The organism is Shewanella sp. 1180_01 (genome assembly GCF_052850535.1).
In genome coordinates this window covers 1-17399 of the sequence record NZ_VXCT01000075.1, presented here as the reverse complement: position 1 = coordinate 17399, position 17399 = coordinate 1, and the positions used below count along the sequence as shown (strand labels likewise).

Annotated in this window: 22 protein-coding genes; 7 read left to right on the top strand and 15 right to left on the bottom strand. The window is 40.3% G+C overall.

Translation table 11 applies throughout. The features are described 5' to 3' along the window. The coding region (locus FW758_RS22690; protein ID WP_446446608.1) for a RepB family plasmid replication initiator protein at positions 1–592 on the top strand (592 nt) is incomplete at its 5' end. Positions 593–839: 247 nt separating this feature from the next. Here FW758_RS22690 and FW758_RS22685 read toward each other — a convergent pair. The 3 genes from FW758_RS22685 to FW758_RS22675 form a co-directional block, all read right to left on the bottom strand. Next, on the bottom strand, positions 840–1220 hold the full coding sequence (locus tag FW758_RS22685; RefSeq protein ID WP_446446607.1) for a hypothetical protein: 381 nt from the start codon (positions 1218–1220) through the stop codon (positions 840–842). Between the two features lie 141 nt (positions 1221–1361). Then, the gene (locus tag FW758_RS22680; RefSeq protein ID WP_413491356.1) at positions 1362–1667 is read right to left on the bottom strand and encodes a hypothetical protein; all 306 of its coding nucleotides are present in this window, start codon (positions 1665–1667) and stop codon (positions 1362–1364) included. Positions 1668–1684: 17 nt separating this feature from the next. Further along, the gene (locus FW758_RS22675) at positions 1685–2461 is read right to left on the bottom strand and encodes a ParA family protein (RefSeq protein WP_259522147.1); all 777 of its coding nucleotides are present in this window, start codon (positions 2459–2461) and stop codon (positions 1685–1687) included. A gap of 1324 nt (positions 2462–3785) precedes the next feature. Here FW758_RS22675 and FW758_RS22670 point away from each other — a divergent pair. The 3 genes from FW758_RS22670 (at position 3786) to FW758_RS22660 (ending at position 6159) form a co-directional block, all read left to right on the top strand. After that, on the top strand, positions 3786–4142 hold the full coding sequence (locus FW758_RS22670; RefSeq protein ID WP_446446606.1) for a hypothetical protein: 357 nt from the start codon (positions 3786–3788) through the stop codon (positions 4140–4142). 158 nt (positions 4143–4300) lie between these two features. Next, positions 4301–5509, top strand: a complete 1209-nt coding sequence (locus tag FW758_RS22665) for a DNA cytosine methyltransferase (RefSeq protein WP_446446605.1) — start codon at positions 4301–4303, stop codon at positions 5507–5509. Further along, the gene (locus FW758_RS22660; protein WP_446446604.1) at positions 5506–6159 is read left to right on the top strand and encodes an Eco29kI family restriction endonuclease; all 654 of its coding nucleotides are present in this window, start codon (positions 5506–5508) and stop codon (positions 6157–6159) included. Before FW758_RS22665 ends, FW758_RS22660 begins: the two co-directional genes overlap by 4 nt. A 505-nt stretch (positions 6160–6664) precedes the next feature. Here FW758_RS22660 and FW758_RS22655 read toward each other — a convergent pair. The 6 genes from FW758_RS22655 to FW758_RS22630 form a co-directional block, all read right to left on the bottom strand. After that, positions 6665–7012 (bottom strand): type II toxin-antitoxin system RelE/ParE family toxin, encoded by a 348-nt coding sequence (locus FW758_RS22655; protein WP_446446603.1) that lies wholly within the window; start codon positions 7010–7012, stop codon positions 6665–6667. A gap of 1 nt (position 7013) precedes the next feature. Continuing rightward, positions 7014–7271 carry a type II toxin-antitoxin system Phd/YefM family antitoxin gene (locus tag FW758_RS22650; protein WP_259522149.1) on the bottom strand — a complete coding sequence of 86 codons (258 nt, stop codon included), beginning with the start codon at positions 7269–7271 and terminating at the stop codon, positions 7014–7016. A 581-nt stretch (positions 7272–7852) separates the two neighbouring features. Then, a complete protein-coding gene (locus tag FW758_RS22645) occupies positions 7853–8485 on the bottom strand; it encodes a tyrosine-type recombinase/integrase (RefSeq protein WP_446446602.1) in 633 nt (210 codons plus the stop codon). 562 nt (positions 8486–9047) lie between these two features. Then, complete coding sequence (locus FW758_RS22640) at positions 9048–9308, bottom strand: hypothetical protein (protein ID WP_446446601.1); 261 nt, start codon at positions 9306–9308, stop codon at positions 9048–9050. A gap of 115 nt (positions 9309–9423) precedes the next feature. Next, entirely contained in the window at positions 9424–9690 is a 267-nt protein-coding gene (locus FW758_RS22635; protein WP_446446600.1) for a DUF6953 family protein, read from the bottom strand. A 32-nt stretch (positions 9691–9722) separates the two neighbouring features. Beyond that, on the bottom strand, positions 9723–10661 hold the full coding sequence (locus tag FW758_RS22630) for a WYL domain-containing protein (RefSeq protein ID WP_446446599.1): 939 nt from the start codon (positions 10659–10661) through the stop codon (positions 9723–9725). Positions 10662–10881: 220 nt separating this feature from the next. On the opposite strand from FW758_RS22630, the gene FW758_RS22625 reads away from it, so the two are divergent. Next, on the top strand, positions 10882–11055 hold the full coding sequence (locus FW758_RS22625; RefSeq protein ID WP_172481178.1) for a hypothetical protein: 174 nt from the start codon (positions 10882–10884) through the stop codon (positions 11053–11055). A gap of 388 nt (positions 11056–11443) precedes the next feature. On the opposite strand, the gene FW758_RS22620 is transcribed toward FW758_RS22625, so the two are convergent. The 3 genes from FW758_RS22620 to FW758_RS22610 form a co-directional block, all read right to left on the bottom strand. After that, complete coding sequence (locus tag FW758_RS22620; protein WP_446446598.1) at positions 11444–12046, bottom strand: hypothetical protein; 603 nt, start codon at positions 12044–12046, stop codon at positions 11444–11446. Between the two features lie 111 nt (positions 12047–12157). After that, positions 12158–12448, bottom strand: a complete 291-nt coding sequence (locus FW758_RS22615; RefSeq protein WP_446446597.1) for a hypothetical protein — start codon at positions 12446–12448, stop codon at positions 12158–12160. Between the two features lie 29 nt (positions 12449–12477). Further along, positions 12478–12774 carry a hypothetical protein gene (locus FW758_RS22610; RefSeq protein ID WP_446446596.1) on the bottom strand — a complete coding sequence of 99 codons (297 nt, stop codon included), beginning with the start codon at positions 12772–12774 and terminating at the stop codon, positions 12478–12480. A gap of 532 nt (positions 12775–13306) precedes the next feature. Here FW758_RS22610 and FW758_RS22605 point away from each other — a divergent pair. Next, the gene (locus FW758_RS22605) at positions 13307–13528 is read left to right on the top strand and encodes a CopG family ribbon-helix-helix protein (protein ID WP_446446595.1); all 222 of its coding nucleotides are present in this window, start codon (positions 13307–13309) and stop codon (positions 13526–13528) included. 424 nt (positions 13529–13952) lie between these two features. On the opposite strand, the gene FW758_RS22600 is transcribed toward FW758_RS22605, so the two are convergent. After that, on the bottom strand, positions 13953–14207 hold the full coding sequence (locus FW758_RS22600) for a hypothetical protein (protein WP_259216245.1): 255 nt from the start codon (positions 14205–14207) through the stop codon (positions 13953–13955). 117 nt (positions 14208–14324) lie between these two features. Here FW758_RS22600 and FW758_RS22595 point away from each other — a divergent pair, with 117 nt between their 5' ends. Next, on the top strand, positions 14325–14522 hold the full coding sequence (locus FW758_RS22595) for a hypothetical protein (RefSeq protein WP_259522138.1): 198 nt from the start codon (positions 14325–14327) through the stop codon (positions 14520–14522). Here the strand turns inward: FW758_RS22595 and FW758_RS22590 are convergent. Together FW758_RS22590 and FW758_RS22585 are read right to left on the bottom strand one after the other, a co-directional pair. Further along, a complete protein-coding gene (locus FW758_RS22590; protein ID WP_446446594.1) occupies positions 14519–14659 on the bottom strand; it encodes a hypothetical protein in 141 nt (46 codons plus the stop codon). The two genes, FW758_RS22595 and FW758_RS22590, sit on opposite strands and share 4 nt — an antisense overlap. 48 nt (positions 14660–14707) lie before the next feature. Further along, the gene (locus FW758_RS22585) at positions 14708–15577 is read right to left on the bottom strand and encodes a phage integrase N-terminal domain-containing protein (protein ID WP_446446593.1); all 870 of its coding nucleotides are present in this window, start codon (positions 15575–15577) and stop codon (positions 14708–14710) included. Positions 15578–17399: the final 1822 nt, after the last annotated feature.

Here is a 17399-nt window from a genome sequence, read left to right as displayed (position 1 = left end):
TCAGACGTTCACTAAGTACGGTTACTCATCCAACACGGTAAAACTGACGTTTTCAGAGTTTGCTAGATACTGTGGTTATCCCAGCAGGCGCTTTGATAAAAACCTCCGCAAACAGATCGGTGATTCACTCGGGCGCATCCAAAGCCAAAGTTTGTCATTCAGACGCAAGAACACTGAAAAGGCCGTGCATACGGGGATGTTATTGCGGTCCATGTATGATGGTGAAGCAGATATTGTTGAGCTAATGGCCGATGAAACCCTGTGGGATCTGTATGGATTAGACTATCAGGTGCTGGTCAGTCTGCAAGTGCTCGAAAAATTGCCCCGTGCAGAGGTCGCACAGTGCCTGTATTTGTATTTCACGTCTTTACCCGAGAATCCTCATCCCGTTTCATTTGAGCGCCTTAGAGCGCGTTTAAGGCTTGAGGCGTCCAAAAAAGAAGCAAATCGAAAAATCAAGACCGGTATTAAAAAGTTGGAATCGATTGGCTATCTGTCCGGCAGCTTCGCAGTGAAGAACGGCGAGCAATACTATCTGATTGATCAGCGTTATAAAAAGCTAGAAGCAGCGATTACAAGTACACTCTTTTGAAAACATAACCATTAAATTTATAGTCTTGAGCAAAAACATTCTGATGATAGCAGTCCTCCCAATACTGTTTTCATTGAAAACTATAAGGAGAAGAACACCGGAGTTTTCATTGAAAACATTTTATACGTTAAGTTGAAAAAACGATGCATAAGCAACTGGCATTACAGGAACACATCTTGATAATGTAACTTTATCAAGTTTGTATTGAATCAAATATTTTAAGAACGGATTTACATGACAGTTTTCCCTAGGATTTTGTTCTTAAAAAATCACTGAATCTGTTAATTAAATTCTTACCATTATCATCTAAACGTTGGTATTCTCTAATCAATGACCACCCATTTTTTATCAAAAATTTTTCATCCATCCAATATGCGGGAATTCCAATTTGTCTTTCAAAGGTACGGGCCTCATGGTCATGCATAGGCCTTTTTGCGCGAATTATTGAGCTTAAAATTGGTTGAGTTAACACCTCGTGATTTAATTTTTTAGCTACTTCTGTTTGGCTTCCTAAAATTTTAACAACTGAGTGTAAATTCTCTCTACGGTTTATATTAACGTTCTCCATATCTGTAGCCCCATCACTTGAACTATTGTAGTGGGCGAACACATTCCATTGTTTCAGCATATTTATTGCCAGAATGATTTTCCTTTAGCCATTCCTTTGTTTTTAAACATGCTTCATATTCACAACGTTCATCACAAGGCTCATCACTACAAGCTTTCACCCAGACAAATAGTAATATAACGATAATTATCAGTTTCATTATCAAGTCACATCATTAATCGAACGTATTAACGCCTTGGTGTTGATCTTATCGCGCATGCTGATCAGGCCACGGAACAGCTTTGCCGCGGTCACATTCTTACCCGATTCAGCCTCTAAGGCTTCCAGCCATAAATTCAGATCTGCTCTATCATTTTCCGTTAATCGCAACGGCATTGGTGACGTACCCGTGGTGATATTACGGCGGGTTGAAACCGTGGTAATTTTTTCTTGTGGCTTTGAACTTTCTTGGGTTTCTTTAGCAGAACTACGTCTACTTAGCCCAGTAACACCAGTTAATTTGCTCATATTATGTATTACACTTGTTATACATTAATTCGTTGCATGACTTCTTTAGCCAGGCTCTTATAGTCGGTTAGCGTGGGGCTACTCGGCTTGTAACTCAGCAAAGTTTGACCACATACACTGGCCTGTCCAATATCCTCAGAACGGCGAATCGTCGTCGCTAATACTTTGCCTTCGAGTGAGGCTAATTGCTCATCGAGGAAGTTATTAATCAACTTATTAGCTTTGGCAAATTCGTTGCGGAATACCGCATAATTCACTTGCTCGGTTTCTTTCACTTCTTCTAAAGCATCGAGCAGATCAGCCAAACCATTGAGTGAGAATGAACCTCCATCAACGGGGATCAGGAACATATCAGCGGCCATCATGGCGTTAACCGATGTCAGGCTAAGGTTAGGCGGGCAATCTAAGATCACGATGTCAAAGTCGCTAGCAATAGCTTCAAGCTGCTTTAACAGAATGCGTTCACGGTGAACTTTGGTGAGGCTCTGTTCAATCACGCGGCTTAGGCGAATATCAGTAGGGCAAATACACAGATTAGCGATAGCTTCACCGTTGGATTGAGCAGGCATGATGGCCTGTTGAATAGGGCACTTTTTCGAGGACTCAAATACATCGGTGATCGAGTGTTCAAATTCGTATTGGCCGCCTGTCATCACGACCGTTAGGTTTGCTTGGGGATCTAAATCAATCACTAGAACCCGTTTACCTTCATGCGCTAACTGCGCTGATAAGTTGATCACTGTGGTTGTCTTACCAACACCACCCTTCTGATTTATCACTGCTAGCGTTTTCACAGTTCACCCTCGACTAAAAATGTAGGACAAATGTAATACATTTAGCGAGTGTATGTATAGTTATTTAATCGAGAAAAAGTGGCTTACTTAAAGGTTGATGAGCATTTCGATTTAAGAGAAGCAATAGCTAAGGTATGCTAGAGACATCAAGTAGACAAACGTGTTAGAGCATAATTTGTTCAATGTGAAATAAATTATACTGTCACGATAACCATTTGATAATATTAAAAACAAGAAGCCCATACGCTGGGTATGGGCTAATCATTTTGGAGGTTATATGCCAATATCACTTACTGATATTGTCGCTTTAATACATGCACTAACAGCATTTATTAAAGTATTGAAACAGAAGAAGTAACACAACTACAGAGCCCAAGAGTTACAGCTCTTGGGTTCTGATATTGATCATATCTCAATTATCCTAACAAATCCACGCCCCATCCTCGACCTGAAAATGTATTACAAATGCAATACATGAACATACCTACATCCTTTACCTACTCTATAGATCTCCATCTAGTTCTCGAATTTAACGAACGTTTTTTAGCACAGTTTTCGATCCTGTTCTAACCTTATAGAAGGTATTTTTGACCGAAAATAAACACACGCTTATCGCAGCGCTGGCGATCACATTTCTATTAGACTTTCATGGCATATTAGCCGTTTTTGCTTGGAGCGGTTTTACCACATCATCACCGATGCAATGACTGTTACCAACGTGCATTTTTCACCTTACAGCAATCGGCGCGTTTACTTGCTCGATGGCCGCTTTCGCACTGACGATCCAATCGAATATGTAATCATTTTTTGTGATGGTTGTGTAGTGCATCATGCTAATGAAGCTGAGTGGGGATTGTGGATATATGAAATACATCACTACTAGGATTGTGTATGACTTGCCACCAAATTTGCACTTTAGTGAATGATTCCGTGTGCATGAATTTATGTATATTGGATCTTAACCCAAGGGGTTATTATCTCGTCGAACATGGCAAGTTCTGGCAACTTTGCCACCAAGATTTAAGCAAACCAGTAGCCAAAATCGATATCAATGATCATCACAAACTAGAACGGATCTCGATACTGCTAGTCAAATAACTTGATTCTGTTACTTAAAAATTACGATCTGTCACACCAAGATTCCCATTGCGTGAAAAAAACAAAAAACAAAAACAAAAACAAAAATAACTCTATGAAAAATATATATTAAATAATAAAAAATACGAAAAATGTAATACAAATGAACTTCATTTGAAATACAATAAATTTGATTTAGTAACGAAATTATTTCATAATGAACAAAATATCTACTGGTATAAGTCCCATGAATAGCTATCTCAAAGCGTTTGGAAACCTTTTTGAACTCGGCTTTAAGCTGAGCGAATACCCCTTCTTAGTTGATCAAAGTGATGACAACGATATGTGCCCAAGTTTTCATTTTGAGCTTGATAGCGTCTATTACATTTTGTGGGTTGATCATGCTGCAGTAGAAAAGCGGGAAGATGAAAGTCATCGGCGCTATACCGTGGTTGAAGCAGAAAATTTAGGGGATGACGAATATCCAGAGCTACAAACGAAAGCAAGCCCCGCTTTAGTCGAATTGGAGGCCGCTGCCGATATCGTACTTTACCTAAATGAACTTAAAAAAGGATTTGGTGCCATACCAAAGCTATGGCAATAAGAGCTCTGGATGGTAAATCAATCAGTAATTAACCAGCCAAAACTGATTTAAATTCTACTGTATTCATGGGTATTATAAGCTTAACCTGTCATAATACCCCTAATTTTTGAGCATCTAGTTTAGCTAGAAGTGTGGAGACCCTATTAAGGGAATGACTAATGAAATGCGTTGAACTTTTCGCTGGTGCCGGTGGGTTGGCAATGGGAGTGCACTTAGCAGGTTTCAAACCTCAAGCCATTGTAGAGTGGGATAAATGGGCTTGCGACACTATAAAAGAAAACCAAAATAATGGTTACCCTATAGTTGCAAACTGGAATGTACAAGAAGGAGATGTTCGCACATTTGATTGGGAAGGGCTCAAAACTGAGATAGATCTAATTGCAGGAGGTCCTCCATGCCAACCTTTCTCAATGGGAGGAAAACACCAAGCGCATGATGATAGTAGAGATATGTTCCCTGCAACTGTTGATATTGTTAGAAAACTACGTCCGCGTGCTTTTATTATTGAAAATGTTAAAGGTTTAACTCGCTCATCATTTGCAAACTACTATCAATACATTCTACTTCAGCTGTCATATCCAGAAGTCAATAAAAAGAAAAATGAAGACTGGGTAGAACATTTTTCTCGATTACAAAAAGAAAAATCATCAGATGGTACTAATTGTAACTCACTAACTTACAACGTCGTTCCAACCCTAATTAATGCCGCTGATTATGGTGTACCGCAAAAACGTGAGCGAGTTTTTATCGTAGGATTCCGCTCAGATTTAAAAATTGAATGGTCCTTTCCAAAAGCGACACATAGCTTTGATTCCCTGCTATTTGACCAATGGGTTTCTGGCGACTATTGGCGTCGTCATGGTATAGCATCACCTACTATGCCAGTAAATTTAACTAACAGAATAAACCGAATAAAGAAAAATCATCATGATAGCAATAGTCTCCCATGGAGAACAATTAGGGATGTTATTGCTGACTTACCAGATCCACAATCAAAGTCTGCACAAAATTACCCAAATCATCGTTTTCAAAGTGGAGCAAAAATCTATCCAGGGCATACTGGAAGCCCTATAGATTTACCAGCAAAAACCCTCAAAGCAGGCGCTCATGGTGTACCTGGAGGGGAAAATATGCTCGTACATGAAAATGGTTCTGTTCGTTACTTCACTATTCGCGAAGCAGCAAGAATACAAACTTTTCCTGACGGATATCTATTTCATGGTTCTTGGAGCGAAACGATGAGGCAGCTAGGCAATGCCGTCCCTGTGATGTTAGGAAAAATCGTAGCTGCAAGTGTTGCAGAAAGATTAATTCTTGCGAAAATGCAGGAATTATCCATGCAATCAAAAGGGAGAGGAGTTGCATGAGTGCAGAAATAATACCTTTTAATCCTTTAGATAAAAAGAATCTAGGGGCAAGTGTTGCCGAAGCGATGTTTACAGGCCAAGTCCATCAACTTGGTGAGTTAAACGCTTTTAGTGGAGCAGGCATATATGCAATCTACTATTCAGGAAATTTCCGCCAATATGAGGAGATTTCAAAAAGGAATAAAGATGGAATAATGACGGCACCAATATATGTGGGTAAAGCGGTCCCTGCAGGCTCGAGAAAAGGAATGGGTGCTACATCAAACTATACAGGTAAAGCTCTCTATTCTAGATTATCTGAACATGCCGAAAGTATCCGCTCTACTAGTAATCTTAAAATTGAAGACTTTACATGTCGCTTCTTAGTTGTTGACGATATATGGATTCCATTAGGCGAGTCTTTACTAATAGCCCGATACTCTCCACTATGGAATGCTATTATTGATGGATTTGGTAATCATGATCCTGGAAGCGGAAGATATAATGGAATGAGGCCTAGATGGGATGTATTACACCCAGGAAGAGGATGGGCTATAAAATGCAAAGAAAGAGTAGAGACTGCTGAGGATATAGCAAGGGATGTATCAACCTATTTGAGCAACGCGACTTTCCCCACTTCAAATAGATTCATCACAACAGAAAATACTTAACTCTGTAACTACCATGGTTTTCATGGTAGTTAACACTCCTCATTAAATCCAACATTCTATATCTTATTAAAGATTATTTAAGCTATGTGGCTTAATTTAGAAAAATGTTTAAATGCAAAATTCACACAACAATCCAGAAATATAAACTGGTAGATCATAGTTAATGATATACAGAATAAACTTTTTTAAGAATATCTTGCTTATTAAAGTCCATATAAAAAACTGATTGGTTCCAGTAACTAATTTAAGTTTAAAATTTCATACTGACTACTATAATAAATCTTGAATATGTTACATTTTCATTATAGGCATTATTTAGCAGGTTGTTAATGGTGTTTTATTCAGTCTTAAGCATATCGTAGCTCTGCGAATACCTTTTATGTCAAGGATTATAAGGTATTCATATCGTTCCTCTTAAAAACAATCCCAATTAATGAACGACAGAGTGTAATAATCTTGCAACGCAAAAAATGTATTACATTTGAAATACATAAATAAGTGAATATTACTTATAAACCAAGCAATGATTGATCAACTGATTCTGTATACTTTGTCGTTGGCTCAAAAAAAGTAACACTGTAATCAGGGCTTCGCCATTAACGTAGCTAACTTCGTACAGTATTCTGAAGTCCTCTTTTATCGCATGTCTGACCTGAGTAACTCCAAGCTCAACTAACTCTTGGCATAGTGAATGGCTAAGAGGATTTTGCGTAACGGATGCTTCAAAGGCATCAATAACGGCCTCAATTCTATCGATCACCGCAATCTCTTCACTCCACTGAGAATAGTGAGATATGGCACTATTTACGGTATCTTCAAATGTCTTGGTATATTCAAGTTTCACCACAGACATACTACTTATCCTTTAAAGCAAGTTTACGATCCGCCAAGCGTTCCTTGAAAGTACTTGATGACATTGTGCGTCCATTTTGTTGATCACTTTTCGCAAAACTGACCATCTTGAGTAAAGCTATCGCTTCATCGCGTCGATTTCTATCCGCTACCGATTCGATAACGTAAGCAGGGACACCATTTTGAGTAATAATCATCGGCTCATCGAGTGGCAAGCTCGCAGCATTTTTCTTCAAAAAACTGATTGTTTCTATATTCATAGGTTTGTACCTAGCTGCTTGATAGGGAATAAAATAGCCATATTGACTATGGTTATAATCATATCACAGACAAAAAAGAAAGACTAAATATAGACCAAATATGGACTTTGCTTATACAAAATAGTCGAACAACTTGAATGTGTTACTTTTTCAAAATTAATTTTATTAGCATGGCGCTATTTTTTAGATAGTAAATTTTGAAGGGGCATTCCAATAAGAAGCACCATTATTACATCTCAAAACTAGGCGTTGATGCGTGGCAAGCCCTCTTTTCCTTTATTTTTACTGTTATTTTCAACTCGGGTAAAACAACAGCGCGGGTGTTCTCCGCATCATGAGCACTCCCCCTGCCCCCCCGCGCCTTTGCGCTCTAGGTGAAATTAAAAACTTCACCTAGAGCGCGACACATCAAGCTTTGTAACGCTTTCATTGTCCAGATTCCATTGTACAAATTAAAGTAATAAATGCTGTCAAACGGGATCGATAAAACACCACAATTTCACTCAAAAACAACCAATCTATATACACCGCGTTGCACCTAAAACCGTCAGAAAAATTTTGCATTGCAAAAAAATAACGACTTATCCCCAGGCATTCATCACTAAGCTATGCCGTTCTTCACTCAGCACCTGCAGATAGATTTCCGTGGTTTTACTGTCGCTATGCCCCATGAGTTGACTAATCACATGTAGCGGCACCGGCGGATTGGCAGTGACCATTGCCACCCCAAAGCCATGCCGTAGACCTTTACCGGTCGCATGTGCCCCCACAATACCCGCTCTATACATGACACGCTTCACCAAGCGATAAGCTGTAGGTCGACTCATAGGCCATAACACACTGTCAGCGTTCATCTCACGGCGTAGCTGCGCACGCAGACCAAATACCAAATCCAAGTGCTCAATCAAAAACGGCGGCACTGGCACGCTGCGATACTGCGCTTGCTTCAGCCGGCCATGCGGATCGGTTTTATGCTTCTTAAGGGAGCGAATAACGATTGCCGCATCCTCCACCATCACATGCTTGGCCGAGATTGCTAATGCCTCAGACGGGCGGCAACCGGTGTAATGCAGCACATGGCAAAACATCCGCTCACTGGGCGATTCTAAGGCGCTGGCATCGAGAAAGCGCCGCCGTTCTTCCGTAGTTAAATACAACCGCTCACCATCGGGCGTAAACAGGCGCATTTCAGGGGCAATATCGGGGTTTTGCATGGGTTTGAATCAGTTCTCTAGAGATTTGATTCATCTTAAGGGAAAAAAACGCCCCAGAATAGCAGCAAACGGAGGATTGGGACGGGTTTTAGGGGCTTAGGTGAATCAGTCTGGTACAGAGTGATTCACGGGCAAAATTTGGGGTTACAACTCGCGAAAAACAAAAAATTAAACATCTGATTTATAACAAAAAACCTTAAGTCTGATCAATGTGATAGAAGCTTCTAGAAAAATCATCCCGCCGGAGAACGAAAATAGGCAAGCCTGACTCAGTTAATCAGTCTGTCTTAGAATGATTCACTGGCTAATTTTTTGGATAAAAGCGCGTTAGTCTTTTGTTCTAATTGTCTGATAGCAATAAAGTTTCTATTCTTGGGGTGACTTCCCTCCTTATCAATCTAATATAATTACTTGCTTTGTAAGAGTTAAATTGACAAACCTAGTCATTGTATTGTTCCATCACATTTTTTACTGGCAGGCTTAAACATTCTGCTGAATTACAGTGAAATTCCAAAAGCTGCGATGCGGAGCATCAGCAGCGTTTGCTTGTTATAAATAATTATCACGAAGTAGTGTATTCACTCCATGGAATCTGGCTTGGATGCAAATTAGCTAAAAAATTTACTAGGTCTTTTCTACCTTGATACTCAAAGCGACCAAAAGCATCTTGCGCAGCAAGAACCAACGGGGAACCTGGGAAGTATGGCTGGAAACTGTCGCGTACTTCATTTGCCTTTGTAGAACTAGATAAAACTGATTTTTTTACAACAACTATTGCAAAGGTAACGCCTTGCTCCAAGATTACAGCTCCTTGAAATTTCATTTTCTACTCCTTAATGTTTAGATTAAGTTCAACATTTTATTAGTGGCAGTACGATTTCAAAACAGGTTATCTAATCAACACTTTAATCTAAAAAGTATGCATTTTCACAAGAGGATCAATCTTCTTGTCGGCTTTCGAATGTTTGCCCTTCACGCTCCATAGTCCAGGCTTTTTCTCCTCGAGACCACGTTACTTTTCCCTCAGTTAACTTTCGAAATTCAGCCAAAACCTTTTTGTCTATGGCGTAATTTCCATTATCGTTTGTATAGACGTACTCATTCCCAAATTCGTTCTTCATTCTCCAGACTATCTCTTCCTGATAAAGCATTCGACCTTGAAATTGGGTGAGCATCCACTCTGCGACTTTCTTATAGTTTGCCATTTTACGTCCTTTAACACTTAGTTAAGATAGGCCTATTTGGTACCTTTAAACACATTCTCCATACAATGTAAGTGTTCTAGAGTTTTTCTGTTCTTTAAGTGAAATTTATAATAGTTTTGAAGAGCATAAGAATGAGTATTGTCAGCTTCAGTGCTAACATCAATCCTCCAATATTTCGCAATGAAATAAAACAGAACGGCTTTTACATTTATGATCAATTCATCACTATCATCATCTATGCCAAATTCAATTCGAGTAGCTGCTTTATTTGATTCACTGAGTGTCGGATGCAATTCTAAATGAATAGGAGTGGTAATATGCCAGTCAGCATCTTTTTCCAATCTTTCATGTATATCAGCAACTAAAGCAGACTCATCGACTGACTGTAGGCGAGCAAAGTCAAAACACTTAAATTCATTAGCGCCAGCGATATCGCCACGATGATAAGCCCGAAACATCCAGGACATTCCATCAAAAAAAATAGCTGTCGGAAAAAGAATCCTAGACGCATGGTTCGAGCTAGAGCCAGAACGATAGCAACAGATAACACCCGAATTATTACAAATTGCTCTGGAAATTTTACTTACTAATGTTACATCAAGTTTTTTTGGGGACACTCCTATTCTCTCGTATGGGACTATAGGACTATCTTGTAACTTGTTTTTATTAAATCCATTACCAAGCATCCCGAGTGCAGTTTCGGAATCGAGTTCAACAAGGGGTTCAAAGCATTCAACGTTGATAACGTTTTTCCCAGCCTTACGATCATAAAACACATTTTTTGATCGATGCTCTCTATATTTACCTACTAGGTTTGAGACCGCGGCATCTTTTAACCCAAAAAATGCTGTTAAATCTGAACGACTAAAACTCCCCTTAAATTGAAGCAGAAAGTCGATGTATGCCAATCTCTCTGCAACTTGAATCCCCTCTTTCTCCACTATGTGGCTAAATTTATATATATTTTTCAAGAGCATTTCTCCAAGCACTTAAGAATTATCTTCATTAATCATACCTACAAAAAGCCTCACCGCAAAGACACTATCGCAATCTACCAAAAACACTTGATCATGTTGCCAAGTACGATTATTATACGTGGTAGATCGCATTTTAATCAATAGCACTATATACAGGTATAAATGCGTTCAAAAACACTAAATGTAGATATTTAATTTTTAATGGAGGTGCCATATGGCTACTAATGGAACATCGGGTGATAACCGTCGTCATGGAGCGGTGCGAAATAGATCTCAAACTCAAACTCCAAGCGGACATTGGGTTAAGCGAGATTCAGAGACGGGGCAGTTCATTGATGTGAAGACATCTGACAAAACACCATTTAAAGGTGTTAGAAAAGAAAAATAGGCAATAGAAAATCTATTGCCTATTTTCGTGAAACGTGAAATCAAGTATTTACTAGATACTGATTTTTGGGCATTAAGTTGGAGGGCTCACGCCTCAAAGTTATGCAATTACATCCAGCAAGATTTTTTAAAAGCATAACTATTGTCGTTTCACATTACAAGAGCACCCTCCCTAATTGATTAGGAGGACTAAGCATGAATAAGCAAAAATCAGTTCATGTGACGACCTATCCACGGTATCGCTATGGGCGCTGGGAGCAAGTCTGCTCTCACTGGCGCTCAATGCCATCGTAGGTAGAAACTGTTATGGGAAACGGTGCCAGACCTGATTGGCACCTTTACTCACAAAAATGCCACCACACATTTTTTTTCGGCAGCAACTATTCATATCAATACATGCGGTTCTTATAAAGCTTAAGATCATTCTTATTTGCCACATCAATAAGTCTTTCATAAACCTTATTATAATCTTCCATAGTTCTGATTTGTGACCACTGCGAAAGCAACATATCCTTATCTTCTCTCTCAATATAAGGCGTAACAATGAGCATATGCTGCTTGAAGTCAGTAATGGTGTTTAGAACAATCACCTCACCAGATATTTGGATAAGACCGTACAATATTGATGGGATCGTGATCGTCTGGAAAAAGATATAGACGCCCTTTTTCATCCATAAAGGTAAATCTTTTTTCTCTGTTTCAGCTTCTTTTTCAAAAATCTTTTTCTTAATCCTCCCTAAAATTTCAAAACAAAGTACAACAAAAACTACAAACATTGCTGTTAGAACAAAAAATGAGTAGTTAACAGCTTCCAATGTCGCCGCCCGAATGTAGCACCCATTAACAAAATCAATGAGTACACCAAGCGTGGATGCTGTTAACCAATCCCATAGAAACGGAGCTCCACTCAAAATAGCAGAAGCAATAATTGAACTGACTGCACCATAAAATATGGCAGAGGCCTTAGGACTTTTTTCAATTTTCTTAAACATAATATAACCAAGTTAAAATATTAAACTGTTAAAAAATTGACCAAAATAAAGCGTTTAAAATCAATTAATTTAAAACAATTTAACTCCAAGGAATAAATTTGCATTGCAAAATTATTTACGTCTTCTAAAAAAAGTGCTTGGCAGATAAAAAAATGGAAATAATACAGTATAAACAACTGCATAAAATGCACTGTGCGGCTTTTTTGAAGCGAAATATTTACAATAGCCCCAATAGCCTATCAGCGTAAAAGTAAACGAAACGGAGGCCGCCACAAGATAGTTGCTCGATAGGATGACATCTGACTCCTGAATCGCAAGCCAGGCAAAACCCAGCATACAAGATGAGATGATCACACACGGTAACGCATGGGCCCAAAACGTATTCAACGATGCTTTATCCATTAAAAAAACCTCTCGACCACAATTTATGCTTATCTAACCATTGAAAAGCCATGCTTAATCCCACTAAGGCACTCTCTTTCGATAGACTTTTCACTACCCGCTAATGAGGCAATAGCTATGCCGATCTCATTAGCCAAATCACATACCTCAATATCCTTCTTAGGAAGATCACTTAATGCTGTCATTAGCCTAGTAATGAATATTTCAACATCGACTCGATTTGATACTGCAGCTTGTTCACGCAAGTAAACCTCAAGAACGGCAGGATTGGCGAGCGCCGCAGCTTTAACTTCTGCAAATGGAATACCTTTAACTTTGTTATTCACTATTCACCACCTTGATTTTGTAACTTTTTCAATAATTGAGGTTGCTTGATTCAATTATCACAGGGAAGAAATTGAGCACCAGAATGGAGTGAATATATCCAAGTGAATAGGGCAACCTGATTTATCAAGGTAGGCCTACTTCACACATCCTGCCCAGTATTATATTCCGCATTTATCCATGTTTTTTACGGTTATTTAGCGGTTTCAGTACGTAAAAGCTAAACCCTCCAAAAAACGCTATAAACCTGAATAATACGATGAAAAGCCGTTGTATATCAGTGGTAAATACGCGCTATATACTGGCTATATACCTTCCATGCTCTACATCCTACACGGGATAATCAACACGTCTCAATGTCTCAGTCCGTAATATGATACTGTTAGGCCTAATTTTATTAGATAAATATCTAAGCAGAAATTGATTTTGAAACTAAATCAAACTTAGTTTAGCAATAAGCACAACATGACAATTGGAGCCCAATCGGTGTAATGTCGGTTTATATCTTCTATGTTGAGGTTTGCAATAAGAATCATGTCAGTACTATTATCTGATGGAATAGAACAAAAGCGAGTACAGCTTGATCAGTTAACCGATAGAACGGCATCTTGGCTGACCAAGCAAGCGATTCAGGATTATCTAGATCAGGAAGCGTGGCAAATAGCTGAAATCCATATCGCGCTATGTGAAGCGGATGCCGGTGATTTTGTGTCAGAAAACGAAATGAACGCCAAGTTTAAGCGTTGGGGGAATTAATACAGATTGAGTTAGAACTATTCTTTAAAGCCTTTGTATAAGACCACTCCGGATGCGATGACTAAACCGAGTGTCACGAACATGACTAAGATAGACCATAGTTGTAGCTCACTCATAATATACCTCTGCTCAGTTTATGTTCTTCCGCGCTGTTAATGTTAACAATCCCCCAATGAAGGAGCAATGCAAATTGCCCTTACGCTAAGATAAAAATACTTATCTAAAGGGGTAATTTTGCCGCTCATAAATGACCGTTAATGCTGAAATCATGCTCACGTTTTTTTGCATTGCAAAATTATCTCTCGAAAATGATGCTAAAAAACGGCAAATACGGCACACCCATTTAGCCCTAAATTTTTGCATTGCAAAAAATTGATGACGATTAATATCGCAGTTTCACGGGGTAAAAAAGTGTAGTCATTCCTTAGAATGGCATGGTTTTAAAGGTAATATTCTGCTTATTGTCATCGAGCGAACGCAGATACACCGGCTCAGATCCCTGCCCGTTTTTATAATGGCTGTTCAGGTAAGCTGTATCGTCTAAGTGGGTGATCAGCGCTTTGATCACCTCTTGATATTTCTCAGGCACCCGCATCACTACTGTCTTTTCATACTTGGTTTTACGACCCGCACCAGGGCGAGCGCCACCATGGTTATTTGACTTGGATTGTTCTGTCATAAACGTCACCCTTGATTAAGTTACAAAATCAATATACATTGAAAATGTAACAAAATCAAGTGACGACTACCGTGACGAGATGAAGATAATATCGTGACCAAATGAAGAGGATTTAACATGGCACTCACTCCTGAAGAGCAAGCGTTAAAAGCAGCGTTACTGGCGCTCCCAGGTCATCACACAATGGATTCCCCCGAGGTACAGGACTGGCTCGTTCGGGCTGCGAATGTGTTAGGAAAACATCAACTCGACCCCAATGAGCATTGGGTATATGACAGCGCCAGCGATATGTTAGTGAAGGAAAAAAAGCACTAACGCTTTTTACCACGCTGACGAGGCTTACCAGACTGATCAGGTAAGCTGCTATGGGTATATAACAAGTATCCCGAATAGATCAGCGTGCCAAAGGTCGCGAGAATAAGAAAAAAACCGATAATCTGAATGGTACTCATGGCGCCCGCCTCCCGATTGGATATTGCACTGAGTTGATAGTAGCAGCACTAAGAACCCAGATAAACAGCCGTGACCGGCAACCGGCCATGGCCTAACTCCTGCGTAATGATTGCCCTTGCCATTTTATCTAGCGCCCTGTGCGCCTCTGACAGCCTTCTTGCCGCGACCCCAGATACTGCGTGACATTCGAAACCGGTTAACGCGACATAGCGCTGCTGCGCGTAGCGGTGACGCAAGCCATGCGCCCGATCGAGGCCAATCTTAAGGCAGGTATTTTCGTAGCGTTTCATTTGCTGCACATACATTAACTGCGGCGGAATGAGCGAACGGCCACGGGTTAACGTGCTCGCTTGTGTTAATAGTTGGCGCTGTTCGTCCGTCAAAATTGGGATCGCGCGATCTCTACCGCCTTTGCACCAAGACGCATCCAACAGCAAACGATCGCCTTGAACGGCCTTATCAACAATAATCTTCATCGCTTCCTCGCGCCTTAAGCCAAACGCGGCTTGAAGCTGTAGCGACATTTTTATATACGGATCGGACACCGCATTAAGTTGGGCTTCGGTAAGCGTTTTTCCCTTATTTTCATTGGTGACATACACCCGTTTATCGATCCCTAAATCCGAATTTGACGGCGATATCACGCCCTTTTTACCTATTTTTTCGGTTAGCCAACGGATATGCACCATCCGGTTTTTAATTGTCCCTGCAGACAAGTTTTCCGCCTGCCATTTTTGCAACAGTGCATCAATATGTTTTGGCTTTAGCCCTTTCAACTGCAGATTTTTAAAACCTAATTCTCTCAATTGCTTATCGACTAAACGGATCGTTTTAATCCGCTCCGATTTCGTTGCGAATGAACAGGCGCAGTGTTGCTTCAAAAATTTATTGGCCTGAAAAAAGAAAGTGAAAGCCATAAAGCCCCTTGAAAAAGTAACAAATTCAAAAAAGGGGAATGCGCCAAATAGGCGCATTAACAATGGAAAAGAGTTTGCTCTGGCGGATTAGTAACACATAGGCCTGCAGCATTCGCTAGGCGGCCATTTCGGAAGTCAGTTTAGTGTTAATGCTCGTTCCTACTGCCGAGAACAGGTAAGAACCCACGAGGGTATTGAGCAAGTGTTGCTAAGGGCAATTGCCACAAATGATGCGTCTCTGTTGAGCGCCGCCATCAAGTCTGAGTGCTAGTCAGTGATCCTACAAACGTCCTGTTGGACGGGAGCAAAAAAGGTTTTTCTTAAGGGGAAATATTGAAGCATCGAGAGATGCGCTGGAAGAAATGTCACTTTACCGCAAGCCAAATTCGCACGCAATAGCGGCGGCCGCTATCACGCGCTTAAAATGCCAAAAGAAGCCAACATCCCCCGCATGAGGAGCACACCTGGGGGTATGTCACTCCCTTAAAATGGAGTGACATACCCCCTCTACGTTGGCTTCTTTATGGCATTTGATTTAGTAACTTTTTCAACTTACCCAAGCCTGCCACTTCACGCATACCGGCAGACTTCGCTAGCCGGCATTCGCTCAGCGGCAAAGAAAAACCACAAACCCTCCGCGCCGGTGTTTTAAGGGCTTCTTCTTATTTTTTCGATTTATAAACGCCTAGGAAGCGTTTTAAGCATCGTTATTTTGATATTGATAGAACGATTGCCATTTTAAGAAAAAATGCCATAAATCTTGATTTAGGAGTCTTCCTGTCGATTTTCGCTTTATCTTTCTGCTAGACCGTGAGCGAAGCGAACTAGCCCCGCAGGGTAACCGGCTATCCGCACTGAGATTGTTAAACGGTCGAAGACAAAATTTACCTACAGCGGTGCTTTTAGATCTCGCCCCTGCCAAGGGCAGGAAATGGCGAGGCATTTTGGGGTAAGGGTGGAGCCTTTAGGCGAACTAGGGCGAAGCCCTTGGTCGCGGCGCAGCCGCTGCTTTTGGGGGGCGCCGGAAACGAGCGAAGCGAGGGGAAGGGCCGGCGGGGGCAAAGCCCCCAGGAGGGGTTCTTATTCCGTAAAATTGAAAAGTTTTGCACAGCTCAGATCCAATAAGATCCATCTTTTAAGATCCTAAGAGATCCTAAGAGATCCAAGAATCGCTGTAGCCCAAGCATACCAAGGCTTACAAAGGAGGTCGGTGTATTCTAATTGGGTAAACGGTGTATTCTAATTGGGTAAACGGTGTATGCTAATTGGGTTGGCGGTGTATTCTAATTGGGTAAACGGTGTATGCTAATTGGGTAAATCTGCTTGTTTTTGCACAGAACAAAGCTACAAATATAATTTATTAAAAATCAAGCGCTTAATCGTTTATCGCAAATGCGGCGTTTCACAGACTATGCCACAGTTACTCACAGCTCAATAAAACTGATCTCGATACCTGAGCTTTGGCTCTCTAAAATACTAAAGTGTATTCTAATTGGGTTGTGCATTTTGGGGGGAGTGTATGCCGAGTGGGTGCAAAAAATAACCAGCGGTGTATGCCGAGTGGGTAAAATTTTCACCTACAAAAAGAATTTAAGTTCAAGTTTCGAAAGGATTTAAAAAGCTATCTTTATGTATTTTACAAAAATCAAACAACGATAATAAACCTCAATTAGGTGTATTCTAAATGGGTTTCATGGTGTACTCTAATTGGGTTATAGGCATAAGTGGCGCACATGGAACAATCAGAAAACGCATTATTACCCATACCGGTTACCGAAACCCTTTACAACGGTAAACTCCTAACGATTAGCAGCACAACCAG